The sequence below is a fragment of the Salinisphaera hydrothermalis C41B8 genome (assembly GCF_000732535.1).
GTDB classification, from domain to species: Bacteria; Pseudomonadota; Gammaproteobacteria; order Nevskiales; family Salinisphaeraceae; genus Salinisphaera; species Salinisphaera hydrothermalis.
This window is the reverse complement of sequence record NZ_APNK01000015.1, coordinates 1-22179: the sequence shown is the minus strand read 5'-3', so window position 1 is coordinate 22179 and position 22179 is coordinate 1. Positions and strand designations below refer to the sequence as shown.

Sequence of the window (22179 nt, the reverse complement as noted above, 5' to 3'; positions counted from 1 at the left end):
ACGGGAACGCCCATGCGCGATGGGGCGGGCGGCGTCGTGCCGGTGGCTCGCCTGAGCGGGGTTGGTCTGAGTTATCGGCATCGCCCGGCGCTGATCGATATCGATCTCAGTTTGCCATCGGACCGTATGATCGGGCTGATCGGGCCGGACGGCGTGGGCAAGTCGAGCCTGTTATCGCTCGTGGCCGGGGCGCGAGCGGTTCAGAGTGGCCAGGTTGAAGTGCTCGGCGGAGACATGGCGGATGCCCGGCATCGTCAGCGCAGTTGCCCCCGCATTGCCTACATGCCGCAGGGGCTGGGGCGGAATCTCTATCCGACGCTGTCGGTATTCGAAAACATCGATTTCTTCGGCCGGTTGTTCGGCCAGGACGCCGCCGAGCGACGTGCGCGCATCGCGCATCTCACCGCCAGCACCGGGCTCGCCGATTTCATTGATCGGCCGGCTGCCAAGCTCTCCGGTGGGATGAAGCAGAAACTCGGGCTGTGTTGTGCCTTGATCCACGATCCGGATCTGCTCGTGCTCGACGAGCCCACGACCGGCGTCGATCCATTGTCGCGCCGCCAGTTCTGGGATCTGATCGACCGTATCCGCGCCGAGCGTCCGGGCATGAGCGTGGTGGTCGCCACGGCCTACATGGAGGAGGCGGGTCGCTTCGATTGGCTGGTGGCGATGGATGCCGGCCGTATTCTGGCCTGCAATACGCCGGCCGGGCTGCTCGAACGGACCGGCTGCGACGATCTGGAGACCGCCTTCATTGCGCTGCTGCCCGAAGAGCGCCGGCGTGAGCACCACGCCGTCCAGATCGCGCCGTTGTCGGCCGGAACGCAGCCGATCGCGATCGAGGCGCGTGGGCTGACCATGCGCTTCGGCGATTTCATGGCCGTCGACCATGTGAGTTTTTCCATCGGCCGCGGCGAGATCTTCGGCTTTATCGGATCCAACGGTTGCGGCAAGACCACGACCATGAAAATGCTCACGGGGCTGTTGCCACCGAGCGAAGGTCAGGCCTGGTTATTCGGCCGCCCGGTGGATGCCGGTGATATGGCGACGCGCCGGCGCGTCGGCTACATGTCGCAGGCGTTCTCGCTCTATACCGAGCTGACGGTACGCCAGAATCTGGTGCTGCATGCCCGGTTGTTCGGCATTCCGGCCGCGGACCGCGCCGCCCGCGTGGCGGCCATGCTCGACCGCTTCGATCTGGCGCAGGTCGTCAATGCGCTGCCGACGGCGTTACCACTGGGCCATCGCCAGCGCTTATCGCTCGCGGTGGCCATGATCCACCAGCCGGAAATACTGATCCTCGACGAGCCGACCTCGGGCGTCGATCCAGTGGCCCGGGACGCGTTCTGGCGGATTCTGGCCGATCTGTCGCGACATGACGGCGTGACGATCTTCATCTCCACCCATTTCATGAACGAAGCCGAACGCTGTGATCGGATCGCCCTCATGCATGCCGGGCGGGTGTTGGCGACCGACCCGCCGGCCGAGCTGGCCCGTAAGCGCGCCGCCGACACACTCGAGGATGCTTTCATCGGGTACCTGCAAGAGGCGGCCGCCCCCGCCGCGTCAGCCGAGCCCGCTGAAGCGGTGACCGCAGCCGTGCCGTCCGCTGCATCCGTCGCGGGTACGGCGGGCGTTCGACGCGTGTTCGATCTGCGCCGGACGCTCAGTTATGCGCGCCGGGAAGCGCTGGAGCTGCGACGCGACCCGATCCGGCTGACCCTGGCGCTGGTGGGCAGCGTGATCCTCATGCTGGTGATCGGCTACGGCATCAATATGGACGTCGAGAATCTGAGCTTTGCCGTACTCGATCACGACCAGTCCCCCCTCAGCCACGACTACACCGACAGCATCGCCGGATCGCGTTATTTCACCGAGAAAGCGCCGATCACCGACTATGCCGATCTCGATCGGCGCATGCGTAACGGCCAGTTGAGTCTGGCGATCGAGATCCCGCCGAACTTCGCCCGCGATATTGCCCGCGGGCGCGCTGTGAATATCGGGGCATGGATCGACGGCGCCATGCCGAGTCGGGCCGAAACCATTCGCGGCTACGTCCAGGGCATGCACCAGCACTGGCTGGCACGACAGGCCCGTGAGGCGGGCCGCGGCGCGGAGGCCGCGGGGCGCGTGAATATCGAGACGCGCTATCGCTACAACCCGGATATCGAGAGTCTTACGGCCATGGTGCCGGGGGTGATTCCGCTGCTGCTGATGTTGATCCCCGCCATGCTGGCTGCGCTTAGCGTCGTGCGCGAGAAGGAACTCGGCTCGATCACGAATTTCTATGTCACCCCGACCACGCGGCTCGAATTCCTGCTCGGCAAGCAGCTGCCGTATGTCGTACTCGCAATGATCAATTTCGCGCTGCTCATGGGGCTGGCGGTGACGCTGTTTGCGGTGCCGTTCAAGGGCAGCCTGGCCGCGATCACGCTGGCGGCGCTGATCTATGTCATCTGCGCGACCGCGCTCGGGCTGCTGATCTCTACGTTCATGCGCAGCCAGATCGCGGCGATTTTCGGCACCGCCGTGCTGACACTACTGCCGGCAGTCAGTTTTTCGGGAATGATCAACCCGGTGGCCTCGCTCGAAGGGGCGGGCCGTGTCATCGGTCAACTCTATCCGACCACGCATTTCATCACTATCTCTCGTGGCACGTTCTCGAAGGCGCTGGGCTTCGCCGATCTGTACGGTTCGTTCTGGCCGATGATCGTCAGCGTGCCGATTCTGCTTGGGCTGACCGCCATGTTGTTGCACAAGCAAGAGCGTTGAGCGTGCGCGCGGCCAACATATGGCATCTCGGCATCAAGGAACTGCGCAGCCTGGTGCGCGACCGCGGCATGCTGGTGCTCATTCTGTATGCCTTTACGTTCGCGATTTACAGTGCCGCCACCGCCATGCCCGAGACCCTGCACAATGCGGCCATCGCGATCGTCGACGAAGATGGCTCCCCGCTTTCCCAACGGATCGTGGATGCGTTTCAACCGCCTTATTTCCGACCGCCCGACCTGATCGCAGCGGATCGGATGGACACACGTCTGGACACCGGCCGGGATACCTTCGCACTCGACATCCCGCCGGATTTCCAACGCGACGTGATGGCGGGGCGCGTGCCGGCCATGCAGCTCAACGTCGACGCAACCCAGGTTCGTCAGGCGTTTACCGGCGCCGGCTATATCCAGAACATCGTCAACGACGAGGTCACGGATTTCGTGCGCCGTCGACAGAACGAGCCGGTTCTGCCGGTCGGCTTGGTGCTGCGCGCTCGTTTCAATCCGCAGCTCAGCGAGAAATGGTTCGGCGCGGTGATGGAGCTGATCAACAACATCACCATGCTTTCGATCGTGTTGACCGGCGCCGCGCTGATTCGCGAGCGCGAACACGGTACGGTGGAGCATCTTCTGGTCATGCCGGTCACGCCGCTGGAAATCATGCTCAGCAAGGTGTGGTCGATGGCGCTCGTGGTGCTGGCCGCCACGGCGGTGTCGTTGTTCGTGGTGATCCGGGGGCTGCTGGCGGTGCCGGTACACGGTTCGACGCTGCTGTTCCTGTCGGCGGTGGCATTGCATCTGTTCGCGACCACGTCGATGGGCATATTCCTGGGCACGGTGGCACGCTCCATGCCCCAGTTCGGTCTGCTGCTCATTCTGTTGTTGTTGCCGCTCGATATCCTGTCCGGCGGCATGACCCCGCGCGAGAGCATGCCAACGGCCGTGGCCGATATCATGCTGGCCGCGCCGACCACGCATTTCGTCGCACTCGCCCAGGCCGTGCTCTATCGCGGCGCTGGGCTCGCCACCGTCTGGCCGCAGCTTGCCGCGATTCTGGCGATTGGCAGCGTGCTGTTCGCCGCATCGCTTCTGCGCTTTCGCCGGACCATCGCCACGATGGCCTGAGCGCGCTGTCGAATGCGCTTGATTCAGGTCAACGTCGCCTCAGACGCCCGGGCCTAGACTTCGCGAAACACCGACCCCCGGGCAGATCGTCGGGCGCCATTCGCGCCGCCTCGAATGCCGCGTGCGCCCAAGGTGCAGCATGGCCTCCACGCTCGCCTATACCGTCGTCTTCCGACGCCCGGCGGCTTGGTGATTCGATGGCTCCACTGAATACGGGTGATACGCGATGAGTTGGCGAGAGCAGTTTCCGGTACTGGTGATCGATCCCGAGTGGACCGAGCGGAGCGCGGGCGCGGCGATGATCCATGCCCTGAAAACGCAGCTGGAACAGCGGCACGACGGTGTGCTGGTTGCCGATAGCGCGGCTGCTGGCGCCGGCATGATCCAGGCGCACCCGGAAATAGCAGCGGTGGTCATCAACGGCGATATCGACGGCGCCGCCGCCAGCGGCCCCCTCGAGGCACTGATTGCCCGTATACGGGCCCGTAATACTGACGTGCCGATTTTCCTTTGTACCGACAAGGTCGCGTTGCAGTCGATCAGCATCGAGGCGCTGCGTCATGTGCGCGGCTATTTCTGGAAGCTCGAAGACACGCCGACGTTCATTGCCGGGCATGTGGCGGAGGCGGCCAGTGAATATCTGGATCGGCTACTGCCGCCGTTCTTCGCTCAGCTCGTACGCTACAGCGAGGAGTACAAGTATTCCTGGCACACCCCCGGCCATAGCGGCGGCGTGGCATTTCTCAAATCGCCGGTGGGCCGGGCGTTCTTCGAATATTTTGGCGAGAACGTGCTGCGTTCGGATCTGTCGGTCTCGGTGCCGGAACTCGGCTCGCTGCTCGAACATTCGGGTGTGGTGGGCGAGGCCGAGCGCGAGGCGGCCCGGACTTTCGGTGCCGATCGGACGTATTTCGTCACCAACGGCACATCCACGGCCAACAAGATCGTCTGGCATGCCAATGTCGCCCGCAGCGACGTCGTGCTGGTCGATCGCAACTGCCACAAGTCGATTCTGCACGCGATCGTGATGACGGGCGCGATACCGGTCTACTTGCCGACCACGCGTAACGCCTACGGCATCATCGGGCCGATCCCGCGTGCCGAACTCACGGCCGAGCGCATCGCGCAGCGGCTGGCCGAACACCCGCTGGTGCCGGAAGGTTGCCGGCACGCGCGGCTGGCGGTGATCACCAATTCCACCTACGACGGCCTCTGCTACGACGTCGACGCCTTGCGCGCCACGCTCGCCGGCAGTGTGGACGTGCTGCATTTCGACGAGGCCTGGTTCGCCTACGCGCGCTTCCACCCGTTTTATGCCGGGCGTTTCGGTATGGCCGAAGGGGCCGCGCAGCCTGGGGCGCCGGCCACATTCACGACGCAATCCACCCACAAGCTGCTGGCGGCTTTTTCGCAGGCCTCGATGGTGCATGTCCGCGCAAGCGACGCGCAGCCCCACGACGCCGAACGCTTCAACGAGGCGTTCATGATGCATACCTCGACCTCGCCGCAATACGGCATCATCGCCTCGCTCGATGTGGCCTCGCGCATGATGCGGGGCGCCAATGGACGCGCGCTGGTCGAAGATACGCTCGACGAGGCCATGGCATTCCGGGAACGTTTTGCCCGGGTAACGGATGAGCTGGAAACCCCCGACTGGTGGTTCCGGTTGTGGCAGCCGCCGACGGCCGTCGGTACGCGGCAAGACAGCGGAACGGCCGAGCCGGCGACGACGCCTGCGCCCGAGGCATGGCTGGTTCGTCACGAGGCGTCCTGGCACGGTTTCGAGGTATTGGCGAGCGGGCACGTGATGCTCGATCCGATCAAGGTCACGATTCTGACCCCGGGTATCGGATCGGATGGCGCCCTCGCGGACTGGGGCATCCCGGCCGCGGTGGTGGCGCGTTTTCTCTGGACCCGCGGCCTGGTTGTGGAAAAGACCGGGTTGTACTCGTTCCTTGTATTGTTCTCGATCGGCATCACGCGCGGAAAGTGGGGCAGCCTGCTCGCCGAGCTTTTCGAGTTCAAGGCGCTGTTCGATGCCAACGCGGCGGTCGAGGACGTGTTCCCGGCGTTGTACGCGGAGAATGCGTCCGTCTACGCGGGGCTGGGTCTGCGCGATCTCTGCCGGCGCATGCACGATCTGATCGCGCAGCACGATGCCCTGCGATTGATGCAGGACATCTATACCACGATTCCGACGGCCGTCATGACGCCGGCCGATGCTTACGATGCGCTGGTACGCGGCCACGTCGACAACGTGCCGATCGACGCGCTGGCCGGCCGGGTGGCCGCGGTGATGGTGGTGCCATACCCGCCGGGTATCCCGTTGATCATGCCCGGCGAGCGATTCGGTACCGACGATCGGAGCGTCGCGGCGTATCTGGAATTCTGTCGCGACACCGAGACGGCGTGCCCAGGCTTCGCCAGCGAAGTGCATGGGCTGTCGATCGCGCAATCCGCCGCCGGCACGACTTACACCATCCCTTGTATTCGTATGGATTGATCGCCCGATCGATTTTTTTCGACGTATTTGATGCGAATCAATTCGGCCCGGTGGCAATCCGGATATTTTGATCTTCCGGTCGGTGAAAAGCGCCGGCTACGCTGGGTTTATAAAAACCATTAATTCGCGGCGCCAAAGGGCGCGGAAAGGATTTAAAAAAATGAGTGGGACGGTGGAAGACAAGGCGGCCACGGCGGAACAGCCGGCCGGGCGCCGGGTCGGGCTGCTCAGCCTGATCGGCATGGTGGTTGGGGCCATGATCGGTGGCGGCGTATTCAGTCTGCCGCAGAACATGGCCGCGGGCGCTTCGCTCATGGCCGTGATCATTGCCTGGATCGTGACCGGGGTTGGCATGGGGTTTCTTGCCAATACGTTCCGGACCCTGGCCGACAAGCGCCCGGACTTGAGCGCCGGTATCTATACCTATGCGCGCGAAGGCTTCGGCCGGTTTGCCGGCTTTCAAATGGCCTGGGGGTATTGGCTCAGCGCGGCATTTGGCAACGTCGCTTTCGCGGTGCTGATCATGCAGACCTTGGGGTACTACTTCCCCCAGGTGGCGACCGGCTGGCCGGCCATCATCGGCGGCTCGATTCTGATCTGGGCCATGCACTTCATCGTGTTGTTCGGCGTCCAGCGCGCCGCGTTTCTCAACGCCGTGGCCACGGCGACCAAGATCATCCCTATTGTCGCGTTTATCGTTATTCTGGCCGTATTTTTCAGTAGTGCCCAATTTTCTACCGATATCTGGGGACAACAGGCCCATCTCGGCAATGTGCTGACCCAGGTCAAGAGCACGATGATGGTCACGCTCTGGGTCTTCATCGGCATCGAGGGCGCGGTGGTCGTATCCGGTCGTGCCCGTCACAGCAATGATGTCGGGCGGGCGACCTTTATCGGCCTGTTTCTCTGTCTGCTGCTGTATTTCCTGATCTCGGTGCTGCCGTTCGCGGTCATGCCGCAGACGGCCCTGGCCGGCCTCAAGAGCCCGTCGACCGCGTATGTGCTCGAGCACGTCGTCGGGCAGTGGGGCGCTATTCTCATGATCGTGTCGGTGCTGGTATCGCTGCTGAGCTGCTGGCTGGCCTGGACGATCATGGTCGCGGAATTGCCGTTCGAAGGCGCCAAGGATGGCGTGTTTCCAGCGGTCCTGGCGCACGAGAACCGTTACCACTCGCCGGCGCCGTCGCTATGGCTGTCGTCGGCAGTGATGCAGGTCACCATGTTCGTGGTGCTGTTTGCGCATAACGCCTGGCTGTGGCTGATCGCGATCACCGGCGTCACGGTGCTGCCGCCGTATCTCGCCAGTGCTGCTTATCTGTGGCGCTATTCCCGGTCGCCGGGGTTCGCCAGCGCGCATGGTCACGAGCATCGCCGGCCGGCTCTGATCAGCGGCGTGCTCGGCACGATCTACGCGTTGTGGATGCTGTACGCCGCCGGTCCGCAGTTCATCCTGCTGTCGACCATCATTTTCGCCCTGGGTATCCCGGTGTACTGGTACACACGGCGCCAGCACGGGAGCGGCGCGAAAGTGTTCAGCCCGCGGGAAACCGGTGCCGTGATCGTGCTGGTGATCGCCGCGCTCGTGTCGGTATCGCTGATCGCGAACGGCACCGTGAGCATCGGCTGAGTGGGAGAGGGCATGTCTTACCATCATCTGTTTCAGTTCCTGTTCTTCGCCCCGGGGCGCGAACGCGATACCGCCGAGCAGCGCCAGCTGCAACACATTGTCGACGCGCTCGCGGATCTGGCCTACGACGTGGTTCGCGCGGGCTCGTTCGAGGAAACGCGTTTCCTGATTCGCAGCAACGCGTCGTTCGGTTGCCTGGTGCTTCAATGGGATCGTGAAGGCGGCGATACCGCCGACACCGAGGCGCTGGTCGCCTGGATTCGCGACCGCGGGCTCGAATGTCCGATTTTCCTGCTCACGGAGCGGATGCAGTTGGCCGAAATCGCCCCGGGCACGCTCGACCGCGTCACCGGCACGATCTTTCTCGCGGAGGATTCGCCCCCGTTCATCGCGGAGAATCTGGCGCGCCATTTGGATGCGTACGCCGAATCGCTGAAAACCCCGTTCTTCGGCGCGATGGTGGACTATGCTGCGCAAGGCAATCAGGTGTGGACTTGCCCGGGACACAACGGCGGCGTGTTCTACAGTAAGAGCCCGATCGGCCGCGTGTTCGTCGAGCATTTCGGCGAAGCGATCTTTCGCAACGACCTGGATAACTCGGTGGTCGAACTCGGCGACCTGCTCACCCACGAAGGTCCGGCGCTCGCCGCGCAGCGCGAGGCCGCGAAGATCTTTGGCGCCGATCGCACTTACTTCGTCCTCAACGGTACCTCGACCTCGAACAAGATCGTGCTCAGTTCGCTCGTGGGGCACGACGATCTGGTGCTGTTCGATCGCAACAACCATAAGTCGGCACACCACGGCGCGCTCGTGCTCGCCGGTGGGATTCCGGTCTATCTGCCGACCCAGCGCAACGGCTACGGCCTGATCGGGCCGATCGACTACGACGCGCTCGACGAAGCGCGTATCCGCCAGGCGATCCGCGAGCATCCACAGGTGACCGATCCGGCGATCGCCGATCGCCCGCGCCCGTTTCGGGTCGCGGTGGTCGAGCAGTGCAGCTATGACGGCAGCATCTACAACGCCCGAATGATTCTCGAAAAACTCGGGCCGCTGTGCGATTACATCCTGTTCGACGAAGCCTGGGCCGGCTTCATGAAGTTCCACCCGTTGTTCGCCGATCACTTCGCCATGGGACTCGCCGGTTTGGGCGCGGACCAGCCGGGCATCATTGCCACGCAGTCCACCCACAAGCAGCTCGCGGGTTTCTCGCAGGCGTCGCAGATCCATGTGCGCGACGCGCATATCACAGGCCAGAAGCGCTGCATCGAGCATCGGCGGTTCAACGAGATGTACATGCTGCATGCCTCGACATCGCCGTATTACCCGTTGTTCGCCTCGCTCGACGTCGGTGCGCAGATGATGAAAGGCCGCTCGGGCCAGGTGCTCTGGGACGAGACGATTCGTCTGGGCATCGAGCTGCGCAAGAAAATCCGCCAGCTCAAGCGGCATTACGAGGCGACCGAATCGGACCCGGCCCGGCGCTGGTTCTTCGATCCCTTCGTACCGGACCAGCTGCGGCTACCGCGCTCCGGGGTATGGCAGGCGGCGGATGAAGCCATCGCCTGGGAAGACGTCGAGACCGAACGTCTGGCCAGTGACCCGGCGTGCTGGGCGCTGGCGCCGGACGCGGCCTGGCACGGCTTTCGGCATCTGGCGCCCGACTACGCCATGACCGATCCCAACAAGCTCACGCTGCTGACGCCCGGGCTGGACCCGGCGACCGGCGCGTATGCGGATCACGGCATCGCGGCCGCGGTGGTGGCGCAGTATCTGCGCGAGCAGGGCATCGTGCCGGAGAAGAACGATCTCAACAGCCTGCTGTTTCTGCTGACCCCGGGGTTGGAGTCGAGCAAAGCCGGCACGTTGTTGAGTGCATTGATGGCATTCAAACGGCTGCACGATGCCAACGCGCCGCTGGCCGAGGTCATTCCGGCCTTCGTGGCGGCACACGGCGATCGCTATGCCGGGCTCGGCCTGCGCGATCTGTGCGCCGAGATGCATGCCTTCTATCGCGACGCCGATACCGCGGCACTGCAGCGGGACCAGTTCCGCGCGGCTCATTTTCCCGAGATCGCGCTTACGCCGAAACAGGCCACCGATCGGCTGATCGCCAACGATGTCGATTTCCTGCCGATCGACGACATCGAGGGCCGTATCGCGGCCACGCTCGCGCTGGTCTACCCGCCGGGTATCGGCGTGGTCGTGCCGGGCGAGCGTTACGATGCCGCCGCCCGCCCGATGCTGGATTACTTCCGCATGTTCGAGGCGGCGGCCAATCGTTTCCCGGGTTTCGCCAACGAAATTCAGGGCCTCTATGCCGTCACCGAAGATGGCCGGACCCGTCTTTATACCTACGTGGTGCAGGAATGAAGTGCCCACGAGAGGTGGCATGCGCCGTTGATGCTTTGTCATTGCAAGGAGTTCGATCATGAGCCAGCTGGGCACTTATTCCGAAGTCGGTACGCTGCGCCGCGTGCTCGTGCATCGCCCGGATCTGAGCCTGCAGCGGCTCACGCCCGGTAATCGCGAAAGCCTGCTGTTCGACGATGTGCTCTGGGTCAAGCGAGCGCGGGAGGAGCACGACGTGTTCGTGGATTCGCTGCGCGAGCGCGACGTGGAAGTGCTGTACCTGCAACATCTGCTCACCGAGACGCTGGAGGACGCCGAGGCACGGCGCTGGCTGCTGGCGCGTGCGATCACGCCCGGCAACGTGGGCGTGGCGCTATGCGAGGAGGTGCGCGCCTATCTGGCCGAACGGCCGGCCCGCGAACTCACGGACATGCTCATCGGCGGTCTCGCGCGCGCCGAAAGCCCGTTCCGTGGTACCGGGCTGACCACCGAGGCCATGGATGGGCACGACTTCATTCTGCCGCCGTTGCCGAATCATCTGTTCACGCGGGATACCTCGTGCTGGATCTATAACGGGGTATCGGTCAACCCAATGGCCAAGCCCGCGCGCCGACGCGAGACCCTGAACTACCAAACGATTTACCGCTTTCATCCGTTATTCCGCGATCAACCGTTCGCCTTCTGGTTCGGAGAGGAAGACCGCAGCTACGACGGCCAGACGATCGAAGGCGGCGACGTGATGCCCATCGGCAACGGCACCGTGCTGGTCGGAATGGGCGAGCGTACGACGCCCCAGGCCGTCGAATCTCTGGCGTTGAATCTGTTCGCCCGTGGGGGCGCGGAACGCGTGATCGCCGCGGCCTTTCCCAAGGCGCGCGCGGCCATGCATCTGGATACGGTGTTCACATTGCTCGATCGCGATGCGGCCACGATGTTCCCGGCCGCGGTGGAGTCGTTTCGGACCTGGAGCCTGCGCCCGGGCGAGCGCGAGGGCACGCTCGATTTACGGGCGGAGGACAATTTCCTGGACGCGGTCGCCGATGCGCTGGGCGTCAAGGCGCTGCGGGTGATTCCGACCGGAGGCGACGAGTACGAAGCCGAGCGCGAGCAGTGGGACGACGGCAACAACGTGCTGGCGATCGCGCCGGGCGTGGTCATCGCCTACGACCGCAACGTCTACAGCAATACCCAGCTGCGCAAGGCCGGGATCGAAGTGATTACGATTCCCGGATTCGAACTCTCGCGCGGGCGGGGCGGGGCCCATTGCATGAGCTGCCCGCTCGAACGCGATCCGATCTAGTTTTTGCCGGAAATTTCATCATGGCTTTCAATCTGTACAACCGCAGTTTTCTCACGCTCAAGGATTTTTCGCCCGCGGAGATCGGTTATCTGCTGAACCTCTCGCGCGAGCTCAAGGCCGCGCGCGCAGCCGGCACGGAACAGCCGCGGCTGGCCGGACGTAACATCGCGCTGGTATTCGAAAAAGACAGTACCCGCACGCGCTGTGCGTTCGAGGTCGCGGCCCACGATCAAGGGGCCCACGTGACCTATCTCGGCCCGAGCGGCTCGCATATGGGCGTCAAAGAGAGCATCAAGGACACCGCGCGGGTACTCGGGCGCATGTTCGATGCCATCGAATATCGCGGTTTCGGCCAGTCCATCGTCGAGGATCTGGCAGCCCATGCCGGCGTGCCGGTCTGGAACGGGCTGACCGACGAGTTCCACCCGACCCAGGTGCTCGCCGATTTCCTCACCATGACCGAGCACTGCGACAAACCGCTCAAGGACATCGCCTTCTGTTTCGTCGGCGACGGCCACAACAATGTGGCCGTATCGCTCATGATCGGGGCGGCCAAGCTCGGCATGGGCTGCCGTATCGCGGCTCCCGCCGAGCGTCAGCCCGCCGCCGAACATCTGGACTACTGTCGCGCGCTCGCCGAGCAGACCGGCGCGCGCATCGTGGTGACCGACGATGTCGACGACGCCGTCGCCGGCGTGGATTTTCTCTATACCGATGTCTGGGTGTCGATGGGCGAGCCGGAACAGGCCTGGGCGTCGCGGATCGAGCTGTTGCGCCCGTATCAGATCAACCGGTCGATGCTCGATGCGACCGGCAACCCGGCGGTGCGCGTGATGCACTGTCTGCCGGCGTTTCACAACCGCGACACGCAGTACGGGGAGAAAATCTTTCAGACCTACGGGCTGGATTCGATGGAAGTCACCGAGGAGGTCTTCGAATCGAAGCATTCCATCGTATTCGACCAGGCCGAGAATCGGCTGCACAGCATCAAGGCGATCATGGTCGCCACGCTGGGGCGCTGAGATGCGCGTAGTGGTGGCACTCGGCGGCAATGCGCTCCTGCGGCGAGGCCAGCCGCTGACGGCCGAGAATCAACGCGCGAATGCCGCAATCGCCGCCGAAGCGCTGGCCCGACTGGTTAACGGCGGGCACGAAGTCGTCATCGCGCACGGCAACGGGCCGCAGGTCGGACTATTGGCGCTTCAGGGCGAGGCCTACAACGCTGACGAACTGTATCCGCTGGATGTGCTCGGCGCCGAGACGGAAGGCATGATCGGTTATCTGATTGAGCAGGAGCTGGCGAACCGGCTACCGCGCGATCGCGGCATCGCGACGCTACTCACGCAAGTGGAAGTCGCCGCGGCCGATCCCGCCTTCCAGCAGCCGACGAAACCGGTCGGGCCGGTCTACACCCAGCGTGATGCTGAAGCGATGGCCCGGCAGCACGGTTGGTCCATCGCGCCGGACGGCGGTGGCTATCGTCGTGTGGTGGCCTCGCCAGCCCCGGTGGACATCCTCGAACTGGACGTGATCGCGCTGCTGTTACGCGAAGGCGTGATCCCGATCTGTGCCGGCGGCGGTGGCATTCCCGTGGTTCGACGCGACGACGGCTCCTACGGCGGTGTGGAGGCGGTCATTGACAAGGATGCGACCTCCGCATTGCTCGCCCGCTGCCTGAACGCCGATGCATTGTTGTTGTTGACCGATGTCGATGCGGTGCAAGTGGATTTCGGCACGCCGGCGGCGCGCCGCATCCGGCGCGTCAGCGCCGGGACCCTGGACGATATGACGTTCGCCGCCGGCTCGATGGCGCCCAAGATTGCCGCGGCCCGGGATTTCGTCGCCCGGACCGGCGGGATGGCGGCCATTGGTCGGCTCGAGGATGCGTTGTTACTGCTCAACGGCCGGGCCGGCACGCGTATCGAGGCGGGCGCCAAGGGCGAGTGTGCCTATTATTGGAGAGAGCCCCGCTAAGCGCTCGACCGGCGCCACTGATCTCGGAATACGCGCGACGCGGCCCTCTGCGAATGATCGGTGTGAAGCAGAGCGGGGCCGGTCGCTGCCGCTCAATCGCGTGTCGATTCGTCTTTCATCCGCCGAAGCCGCGCGAGATCGTTGAGTTCGATGACCTTGCCGTCTTTCTGGATCAGGCCTTGTTTTTCCAACTGGCCGAGTGTGCGCGAGAGCGATTCATGACGCATGCCCAGATAGCTGGCGATATCGAGGTAGGTCATGGGCAGACGAAGACGAACCGCAGACTGGCCGAGTGCGCCGAAGGTCGCGCTCGTCTCCAGCAGGAATGCGACCACGCGACGCGTGCTGCTGGTCAGTGCGAGCGTCAGGTGGGATTGATATTCACGGCGAAGGCAGGCGCTCATCAGGTGGATCAACTGATACTGCAGCACGTCATCGATTACCGTGCTCGGAATACGACAGACCCAGGTGTTTTCGAGGGCGGCAAAACTGCGCGACCAGCATTGTTGGTAAGGCTCGGCCAGGCCGATGATGGCGCCCGGATAGCGGAACGCCAATACGCGCTCGGTGCCATCGGGCTCATCGAAAAAAGCCTTCATCGATCCGACGCGTAGCGCATACAGCGCATCGATCGTTTCGCCTTGCCGGACCAGGACCTCGCCGGCACGCACTGCCCGTGACGAGCGCCAGACCCGCTGCTCGAAGCGCGTCAGCGCCTCGCCGTCGAGTTCCGCGGGCAAGCAGGTGGGCTTGAATGCACAGGCGTGACAGTTGGCGGACGGTACGGCACGCGGCGACCCGGATGGCTTTCGGATGGGCTCTGGTGCAAGCCGCCGTCGCCGGTCATGGTTCCCGTTCGACATATCTGATCCATATGACCGCGGAAATGCATAGCCCGATGCTAGTCGGACGGCGCATGGCGTTTATGACCTATGTCATAAATCCGGCGCTCATATATGCCACATTCCGGCTATGTCGCGATTCCGCTGATTTTTCAGTTGATTGAAATCAACGACCGGGGCGCCGGATTCGCGCATGCTTCAGCCGAGATCCCCGGGATTGCGAGCGATCGGCCTCGCCGGGGCAACCGTTGGACAGAATGCCTAGCGGTATTCTGTCCAACGGTCATGGCGCTGCGGGGGCAACGATGGGTTACGAAACGGTCCTGCTGGATGCAAGTTCGGTGCAACACCGCGAAACGATCTGGGACTACACGCTACGGTTGGCCGTTCAGCATGGGGCCTATGTGACGGCGATTCATCAGGGGGCGCCCGAGATCGGCCACAGCGGCGATCCAGGGCAACTCGACGTCTATTCTGAACGTAGGGAGACCGAACTCGTGCACAAGTTCGAAGCATTGGCACGGCGATACGCCGGCGTGCAGTATGAATGGCGTTCCGACGAGGGCGATCGGGTGGAGCGAGTCGCCCGGCATGGATTGTATGCGGATCTGATCGTCATGGGGCAGTTCGATCCCTCCGATCGAGGGGGACTGGGAACCTACGAAGATCCGGTCGAAATTGCGTTGATGTCCGGGCGCCCGGTCCTGGTGCTCCCGCGTTCCGATCGTTTTGCCCACATCGCAAGCCGCGTCATCCTCGCCTGGAACGATTCGCCGCAGGCGGCCCGTATGGTGAGTGCGGCGTTGCCGTTTCTCGTCAATGCGACCACCGTGGACGTCGTCATCGTGAAAGAGGACGTCACGCCCGGTCTCGATGCGAAGGTGCAATCGGCCGACGGCCATGAGATCAAGTCCTATCTGGCACGGCATCACGTAAACGCCTCGGTAACAACGGTGCCTGCCGGTGTTCTTGAAGTAAGTGAAGTGCTGCTTTCGATGGTCGCGGATAAGGCGGCCGACTTGCTGTGCATGGGGGTCTACGGGCATCCCAAGTTACGCCAGGTCGCGGTGGGTCAGACTAGCGCCGCCCTCATGCGCCGGATGATGGTGCCGACATTCGTGGTCTGTTGACGCGTGGCGGACCTGAATTCCCACGCCACGCTTCGGGTTGCCGATCTGCTGCACTACAGTCGCAGCGCGAGCATCAACGAGTTGTGCCTGCCGCATGCGCTATCGCCGCTTGCTATGGCCCAGCTCGGCGACGATGTATCGCGCGAACGCCGGCTGGTTCGCGGAGAACGGCTGTTCCGGCAGGGGCACGGCATGCACGCGCTCTACTGCGTCATCGACGGCATGCTCAAGACCGTGATCGTCGACGATGAAGGGCGTGAACAGATCACGGGGTTTCATTTTCGTACCGAACTGGTCGGCCTGGATGCGCTGCCGCGACGCGAGCACGTCTGCATGGCCACGGCCATTACAACGACTCGGGTGCGCGTTCTGCCGTTGCACCGACTACAGGATGCGATGCAGCAGGCGCCCGCCCTGCGCGATGCACTGGTCGCGCTGGTCGGAAGAGCGCTGGCACAGCACGAACAGCTTTTGCTGGTGGTCAACCAGCGACGTTCGACCGAGCGTGTTGCCATCCTGATGCTCAGCTTCGCCTGCCGTCTCGGCCGCAATGGCAGCGTTGCCCGTACCTTCCGGCTATCGATGTCGCGAGCGGAAATCGCGAATTATCTCGGTTTGGCGCAGGAGACGGTGTCACGCGCCTTCCGGCGTCTGGAAAAAGCCGGAATCCTTGAAGTGCAAGGCAAGCAACTACAGATCGTGGATGCCGCGCTGTTGATTCAATGCGCGGTCGCTGGCTGGTCGGAGCACGACTGAGCATGGCGTCTTTGTGCTCGTGGGCGTCATCCTGCTGCCAGATGGCCGCGTTATCGTCCGTTGCGAGATCGGTTCGATCTTGAGCCAGATCAACGCGTTCCGAAGATTTTGGCGCGACGATGCATTCAGTGTTCCACGGCCGGATATCGCATTGACGACGTATGGTGTACTGGCACTGTTGAGCAATCAGTACTGCGTCTCGCTGCTCAACGAAGTACAGCTGGCGATTATCGAGGCAGCGTGGCCGACGGCCGAGACGCGGCTGCAGGAATTCACGGCCAACCTGGTGTGTTACCGGGCGGCCGGGGAAGAACTCTTATATCCACGGTTGATCGAAGGCGCCTTGCTCGGGCGGGCGCGATTGAACCGTCTCAGGCGCCAACAGAACGAAATAGAGCGACGACGGAGACGCGTTGCGGTCGGGGTGTCGCAACAGCAGACCGAGACGTGTTGCGTTGAATTGCGCGCGCTGATTGCGATTCTGGCCGCGTACGGGCGCAGTGAGCGGCGTCTGTTCACCAGGCTACCGCCGGACGAGGCGTTGCTGAAGTCTTTTGCTGCCCGTTTGCACCGTTCTCTCCCGGCCGGCGATTTGGCGCCCGTCGCCGATTCGACGCAGCGCAAACCCAATGCATGAAAGGCGCGCTTGGATGGCTGCGGGTTAGGGGCGTTTCAAAACCGCGGTTGTGCACGTCAATGCGCATCTCGATCGGGTGATAGGCCCCGATGCGTACCGGGCCGGCGTTCATATCGTGTCCACCAGACCGCTGAAGCCGTTCAATTCGCGACGCGGTGCGAGTCTTTGACGGTCATCGACGCCCCGGCGACAGGCTCGGTTACGGTGCCGGTCACAGGTCCGAGGGCAGCGCCGGGCCCCGGCAGCAGCGTCCGCGCGGCGACCAGTCAGTCAATGTCGTCGGGCGCATGGTCGCCGCGATCGGTCGGGTGGGGCCGACGGCCGCTTGCGTTTTTCCGCCCTCCGACTGGCGCTGTTCATGCCGATGCGGAGTCGGGCCGCTCCACCGGCTTCGTGCCGCGGTGACAGCAAACGGGGCGTGCAGGCGATTCCGAACGCCGGGCCGGTAGTCGATGCGCGCGAGCCGCCGCCCATGTCGTGGCCGCGAGGTGCCACGAGTTATCCGGACCAGACCAACGGAATGCCGATCAGCGCGTTTTTGGTCGTATCTGTTGTATTTGACCTGCATCAATCGGCGTGGTGACTCACGGACTTATATTGATGCAACGTCAAGCTAACTCTAGCCAATAGTAGGTGGGTCCTAAGAGTTTGATGCGAAGTGATTATTCGGAAGACGCCCAATATCGATCGCGAGGCAGGGCGTATATCACGTCGTCGAAACCGGGGCTGGCTCGCACAGCGTGGACGAGGTCCTGACCTCGATTGTGGCCGACCGAAATATCGATGGGCTGTGCATGGCCACTCACGTCTGCAAGAGTGGCCGCCGGCCGGTATCACCCGCCATCTGATGCGTGACTTGAGAGGGCCTATTCATCGTGTGTTGACCGGCCGCTCTCGTGGGTTGGCTCAGGGCGAGCCGCGGCGGCGACGCCGAAGGACCGGACCCGGTTTCCGGTCGTTATGGATCTGATGTGTCGGGACAGGTATCGATATGGCAACCCAGGCCGCGAAGCAGAGAAAAGACAATGGAGTGAACGAGTTCGCCGCGCTCGATACGGCCGCGGCGCTCGCAAAACTCGATACACGGATGGATGGGCTGGACAGCCAAAGCGCCCGTAGCCGTCTTGCGTCTGTGGGTCCGAATGCGCTGAGCGAAAAGAAGCGGTCGCTATGGCGACAGCTGGTCTCCTATTTCTGGGGGCCGATCCCCTGGATGATCGAGCTCGCTGCCGTGCTTTCGGCCGTCGATGGCGATTGGGACAGTTTTATCGTGATTCTCGCCATGCTGCTGATCAATGGCGGCATCGGCTTCTGGGAGGAAAAGTCGGCTGGCGATGCGCTGGATGCGTTAAAAGGACAGCTTGCCTTGAAGGCCCGGGTACGCCGGGACGGAAAGTGGGCCGAGATCGATGCCGCCGATCTGGTTCCAGGCGATATTGTCAGGCTCCGGCTTGGCGACGTGACCCCGGCCGATGTGAAATTGCTCGAAGGCGATTATCTGTCCGTTGACCAATCAGCATTGACCGGCGAATCGCTGCCGGTCACCAAGAATATGGGAGACATCGCGTATTCGAGCACGCTGATCAAGGAAGGCGAGATGGTGGCGGTCGTTTGCGCCACCGGGGCTCAGACCTATTTCGGGCAAACGGCGAAGCTCGTACAAACGGCGGGCGCCGTATCGCATTTTCAAAAGGCGGTACTGCGTATCGGCAACATGCTCATTGTATGTGCGGCGGCGCTTTCATTGTTGCTGATCGGCGTCGAAATCGCACGTGGCATGCCGATACTGCAACTGCTTTCTTTTGTGCTGATTGTCGTTGTGGCGTCGATTCCGGTCGCGCTACCGGCAGTGCTGTCGGTCACCATGGCGCTCGGCGCTTTAGCGCTGTCTCGGATGAAAGCCATCGTCTCGCGACTCGAGTCCATTGAAGAGATCGCCGGTGTCGATGTGCTGTGCAGCGACAAGACCGGCACGCTGACAAAAAATCAGCTGACCCTGGGTGAACCGGTTGTGTTCGCCGAGACCGGGCCGGCCGATGTCGTTCTATGCGCGGCTTTGGCGTCCAAGCCCGAAGACCGGGACGCGATCGACAACGCCATCATCCAGGGACTGTCCGACGCATCGGTGCTGGAGGGGTATCAGCAGACCCATTTCACTCCATTCGATCCGGTTCACAAACGTACCGAAGCCGCGATCGCGGATGGTCATCATCAGGCCTTCCGAGCCACTAAAGGCGCGCCGCAAGTCGTGTTCGAACTGTGCGCGCTATCAGGGGAAATGCTGGATCAAGCAACCAAGGCGGTTAATGACGCGGCGCAAAGAGGGTATCGGACGCTGGGCGTGGCGCGCCTGGATGACGGACAGACGCGGTGGCAGTTCCTGGGGATTTTGCCGTTATACGATCCGCCCCGGGATGATTCCAAAGAAACGATTGCAGTCGCTCGCGATCATGGCATCGACGTCAAAATGGTCACCGGTGACAATGTGGCAATCGCGCGCGAAATCGCGCGGCAGCTGGATATGGGAACCAATATTCAGCCGGCCGGCCGCCTGGCGGATGCGGCGGCGGATGACGCCGATGGCCCGGCATTAGCGGCACGCACCATTGAACAAGCCGACGGTTTTGCTGAAGTCTTTCCCGAACATAAGTATTCCATCGTCAAGTCACTTCAGGATAGTGGCCATATAGTCGCCATGACGGGCGACGGCGTTAACGATGCGCCCGCCTTGAAGCAGGCCGAAGTCGGGATTGCCGTGTCCGGGGCGACCGACGCGGCACGCAGTGCGGCCAGCCTGATCCTCACCGCGCCAGGCCTATCGGTCATCATCGCGGCGGTCGAAGAAGCGCGCCGCATCTTCGAACGCATGATGAGCTATACGATCTATCGTATCGCGATGACCTTGAGCATCATGGCGTTTGTCGTTTTGGTCATGCTGCTGCACAACCGCTATCCGCTAACCACGATCATGATCATTTTGATCGCTCTGCTCGACGATATCCCGATCATGACGATCGCCTGGGATAACGCAGAGCTGAGTCCAAAGCCCGTGCGCTGGCAGATGGATCGTTTGCTGACCATCTCGGCCGTACTCGGTCTGCTGGCCTTGATACAAAGTCTTGGCCTGTATTGGCTGGCCCGGCATTGGTTTCATATCGGGATTTCCGAGACGCAGAGCATGATGTTCCTGCGCTTTATCGTGGGCGGCCATCTTCTATTGTTTGTCACGCGCACACGCCATCCATTGTGGCGGCCGCCGTATCCGTCCTGGCAACTATCCATCGCCATTATCGGCACGCAAATCGTAGGCGTATGCTTCGTTGCCTTTGGCTGGCTGATGCCCGCTATTTCATGGTTGTCTATTGGGCTGATCTGGCTTTACGCGCTGGGCTGGATGCTGGTTATGGATTGGGTGAAGCTCAAGACTTATCGTTTCCTGGATGTGTACCCGCGGTCTGGCGCTCATGCCTGGATGCATATAAAGCAGGTCATCAAACCGATATCGCTGCGGCGCACGCATTAGAAATCGAACTACGGTTGCCCGAATAGCTTTAACAATTTCGATACGGATATTTAGTTTGTTTTATGCGGGGTGAATAGAAGAGGTGAGCGGCTCTTTCTCCGCAAAAGCGTGGTGATGACGATTTCGTTCGTCCGATCACCACGGAAGTGCTGAGGTGTGCTCTTACTTCGAGCGCCGATGGGTCGCGAGCGAAGGATCGGTATCGATGGAGCCGCGATAGGAATCCGGCGTCCCGGCTGGCACGACGGCCATCGGAGCCGCACCGATCACGTCCTCTGTCTTCAGACGTAAAAGGCCGGGCAAGTCATCGATATGAATCTCCTTGCCTTTCTTGCGGAGCAACGTCTGTTTCTGCAACTGGGCGAGCGTGCGTGAGAGCGATTCGTGCCGCATGCCGAGATAGCTGGCGACGTCCAGATAGGTCATGGGCAGCCGCAGATGCGTGGGCGATTGACCGAGCGATTTGAAGATCGCGCTCAATTCGAGCAGGAACGATACGACCTTACGGGTTCCGCTACTGAGTGCCAGCGTGAGATGCGCTTCATATTCACGCCGCAGACACACGCTCATAAGATGGATGAGTTGCCGGTGCAGCGCCTCGGTGATCGCGCTCAGCGGAATACGACACAGCCAGCTGTCTTCGAGCGTGGCGAAGCTCCGGCCCCATTGTTTCTGATACGGCTCGGCAAGCCCGATGATGGTGCCGGGGAAACGAAACGCCATAACGCGCTCGTTGCCGTCGGGCTCGTCGATGAAGGCTTTGAGCGATCCGACCCGCAGGGCGTAGATCGAGTCGATCATATCGCCCTGGTGCACCAGCATCTGCCCGGCTTTGACCGGCCGGCTCTGTCGCCAGATTTGTTGTTCGAACGCGCGCAGCCTTTCCCCCTCGAGTTCGGCGGGCAGGCAACGCGATTTGAAAATGCAGACACGGCAGTTGCCGCGTCCCGACGTTTGCATGCGATCGGCGGGCGCCGTATTTCGCGCAGACGAATCGCTCGGCGTGTTGGTTCCCGGAGGCATCGACATCGGACATTCTCCTGGGCCGGGCCCGGTTTCTTTTCTTATGGCTATCGAATGGTCGCTATATCGAACATGCAAACCGATGATTCAGATCAACGACTGTTTCCCCACGCAGTCATAGGCTCGAAAGCAGGAATGGCGTGAGTGACGCGTCGTAGCATCGCGAATTGCATGATGCGGCGGGATCACGAGCGGGTGGGTGAGCGCGTACGCCGGGCGAATGGTCGGTTCTGCCGCGAGAACCCAGGATCATCCGGGTGGTGTGATGGCACCAGGCGTCGGAGGCAATATGGATGCTCCGTTGAAAAAAACCCTCGAAACGGCCTCGGGTCATCGTCTCAATATCATTATCAAGCAGGCCAAGGATGCGCAACATCTGGCGACCGCCGTGGTCCAGCCGAGCGATCCGTCTTCGCTGAGCGGAGCTTTGGACGCAATGCGTTGCGGCTTGATCGAACCCATTCTGGTGGGTCGGGAGGCGGAAATAAGGACGGTGGCGGATGCGCATCATCTAGACATCGAGGGTGTGGCACTGGTCGACGCCGGCCACGATGTGTTACCGCCGATGTAAAAATGACCCCCTGACGCCGACATAATTTTGCCCCCCCCCTGGGTG

Annotated in this window: 15 protein-coding genes; 13 read left to right on the top strand and 2 right to left on the bottom strand. The window is 62.5% G+C overall.

The window, feature by feature from the left end; translation table 11 throughout:
• Positions 1–12 precede the first annotated feature (12 nt).
• From rbbA to arcC, 8 genes are all read left to right on the top strand, one after another.
• Entirely contained in the window at positions 13–2772 is a 2760-nt protein-coding gene (gene rbbA, locus C41B8_RS10895) for a ribosome-associated ATPase/putative transporter RbbA (protein ID WP_037337831.1), read from the top strand.
• A gap of 2 nt (positions 2773–2774) precedes the next feature.
• Positions 2775–3896 carry an ABC transporter permease gene (locus C41B8_RS10890; protein ID WP_037337830.1) on the top strand — a complete coding sequence of 374 codons (1122 nt, stop codon included), beginning with the start codon at positions 2775–2777 and terminating at the stop codon, positions 3894–3896.
• Positions 3897–4122: 226 nt separating this feature from the next.
• Positions 4123–6399 (top strand): Orn/Lys/Arg family decarboxylase, encoded by a 2277-nt coding sequence (locus C41B8_RS10885; protein WP_037337829.1) that lies wholly within the window; start codon positions 4123–4125, stop codon positions 6397–6399.
• Between the two features lie 160 nt (positions 6400–6559).
• A complete protein-coding gene (locus tag C41B8_RS10880) occupies positions 6560–8026 on the top strand; it encodes a basic amino acid/polyamine antiporter (RefSeq protein WP_051883400.1) in 1467 nt (488 codons plus the stop codon).
• 12 nt (positions 8027–8038) lie between these two features.
• A complete protein-coding gene (locus C41B8_RS10875; RefSeq protein ID WP_037337827.1) occupies positions 8039–10399 on the top strand; it encodes an Orn/Lys/Arg family decarboxylase in 2361 nt (786 codons plus the stop codon).
• Positions 10400–10457: 58 nt separating this feature from the next.
• The gene (gene arcA, locus C41B8_RS10870; RefSeq protein WP_037337825.1) at positions 10458–11678 is read left to right on the top strand and encodes an arginine deiminase; all 1221 of its coding nucleotides are present in this window, start codon (positions 10458–10460) and stop codon (positions 11676–11678) included.
• Between the two features lie 20 nt (positions 11679–11698).
• Positions 11699–12700: an ornithine carbamoyltransferase gene (gene argF, locus C41B8_RS10865; RefSeq protein ID WP_037337823.1), complete on the top strand. Its 1002-nt coding sequence runs from the start codon at positions 11699–11701 to the stop codon at positions 12698–12700.
• Position 12701: 1 nt separating this feature from the next.
• Entirely contained in the window at positions 12702–13652 is a 951-nt protein-coding gene (arcC, locus tag C41B8_RS10860; protein ID WP_051883399.1) for a carbamate kinase, read from the top strand.
• Positions 13653–13744: 92 nt separating this feature from the next.
• On the opposite strand, the gene C41B8_RS10855 is transcribed toward arcC, so the two are convergent.
• On the bottom strand, positions 13745–14392 hold the full coding sequence (locus C41B8_RS10855; protein WP_037337822.1) for a Crp/Fnr family transcriptional regulator: 648 nt from the start codon (positions 14390–14392) through the stop codon (positions 13745–13747).
• A 407-nt stretch (positions 14393–14799) separates the two neighbouring features.
• Here C41B8_RS10855 and C41B8_RS10850 point away from each other — a divergent pair, with 407 nt between their 5' ends.
• The 4 genes from C41B8_RS10850 to C41B8_RS10835 all read left to right on the top strand — a co-directional run bounded on the left by C41B8_RS10850 (position 14800) and on the right by C41B8_RS10835 (position 20540).
• Positions 14800–15624 carry a universal stress protein gene (locus C41B8_RS10850; protein ID WP_051883398.1) on the top strand — a complete coding sequence of 275 codons (825 nt, stop codon included), beginning with the start codon at positions 14800–14802 and terminating at the stop codon, positions 15622–15624.
• A gap of 3 nt (positions 15625–15627) precedes the next feature.
• Complete coding sequence (locus tag C41B8_RS10845; RefSeq protein ID WP_051883397.1) at positions 15628–16380, top strand: helix-turn-helix domain-containing protein; 753 nt, start codon at positions 15628–15630, stop codon at positions 16378–16380.
• Positions 16381–16393: 13 nt separating this feature from the next.
• Positions 16394–17017 (top strand): hypothetical protein, encoded by a 624-nt coding sequence (locus tag C41B8_RS10840; protein ID WP_232226045.1) that lies wholly within the window; start codon positions 16394–16396, stop codon positions 17015–17017.
• A gap of 991 nt (positions 17018–18008) precedes the next feature.
• Positions 18009–20540, top strand: a complete 2532-nt coding sequence (locus C41B8_RS10835) for a plasma-membrane proton-efflux P-type ATPase (protein WP_051883396.1) — start codon at positions 18009–18011, stop codon at positions 20538–20540.
• Between the two features lie 162 nt (positions 20541–20702).
• Here C41B8_RS10835 and C41B8_RS10830 read toward each other — a convergent pair whose 3' ends face one another.
• The gene (locus C41B8_RS10830; RefSeq protein ID WP_037337817.1) at positions 20703–21500 is read right to left on the bottom strand and encodes a Crp/Fnr family transcriptional regulator; all 798 of its coding nucleotides are present in this window, start codon (positions 21498–21500) and stop codon (positions 20703–20705) included.
• A gap of 328 nt (positions 21501–21828) precedes the next feature.
• Between C41B8_RS10830 and C41B8_RS10825 the strand changes: the two genes are divergently transcribed.
• On the top strand, positions 21829–22134 hold the full coding sequence (locus C41B8_RS10825; protein WP_037337814.1) for a hypothetical protein: 306 nt from the start codon (positions 21829–21831) through the stop codon (positions 22132–22134).
• Positions 22135–22179 lie beyond the last annotated feature (45 nt).

Excerpts from the sequence above, each read along its gene's own strand:
- rbbA (WP_037337831.1), top strand. The coding sequence starts at position 13 with ATGCGCGATGGGGCGGGCGGCGTCGTGCCGGTGGCTCGCCTGAGCGGG.
- C41B8_RS10885 (WP_037337829.1), top strand. The coding sequence starts at position 4,123 with ATGAGTTGGCGAGAGCAGTTTCCGGTACTGGTGATCGATCCCGAGTGG.
- C41B8_RS10880 (WP_051883400.1), top strand. The coding sequence starts at position 6,560 with ATGAGTGGGACGGTGGAAGACAAGGCGGCCACGGCGGAACAGCCGGCC.
- C41B8_RS10875 (WP_037337827.1), top strand. The coding sequence starts at position 8,039 with ATGTCTTACCATCATCTGTTTCAGTTCCTGTTCTTCGCCCCGGGGCGC.
- arcA (WP_037337825.1), top strand. The coding sequence starts at position 10,458 with ATGAGCCAGCTGGGCACTTATTCCGAAGTCGGTACGCTGCGCCGCGTG.
- argF (WP_037337823.1), top strand. The coding sequence starts at position 11,699 with ATGGCTTTCAATCTGTACAACCGCAGTTTTCTCACGCTCAAGGATTTT.
- arcC (WP_051883399.1), top strand. The coding sequence starts at position 12,702 with ATGCGCGTAGTGGTGGCACTCGGCGGCAATGCGCTCCTGCGGCGAGGC.
- C41B8_RS10850 (WP_051883398.1), top strand. The coding sequence starts at position 14,800 with ATGGGTTACGAAACGGTCCTGCTGGATGCAAGTTCGGTGCAACACCGC.
- C41B8_RS10835 (WP_051883396.1), top strand. The coding sequence starts at position 18,009 with ATGGCAACCCAGGCCGCGAAGCAGAGAAAAGACAATGGAGTGAACGAG.
- C41B8_RS10830 (WP_037337817.1), bottom strand. The coding sequence starts at position 21,500 with ATGCAAACGTCGGGACGCGGCAACTGCCGTGTCTGCATTTTCAAATCG.
- C41B8_RS10825 (WP_037337814.1), top strand. The coding sequence starts at position 21,829 with ATGGCACCAGGCGTCGGAGGCAATATGGATGCTCCGTTGAAAAAAACC.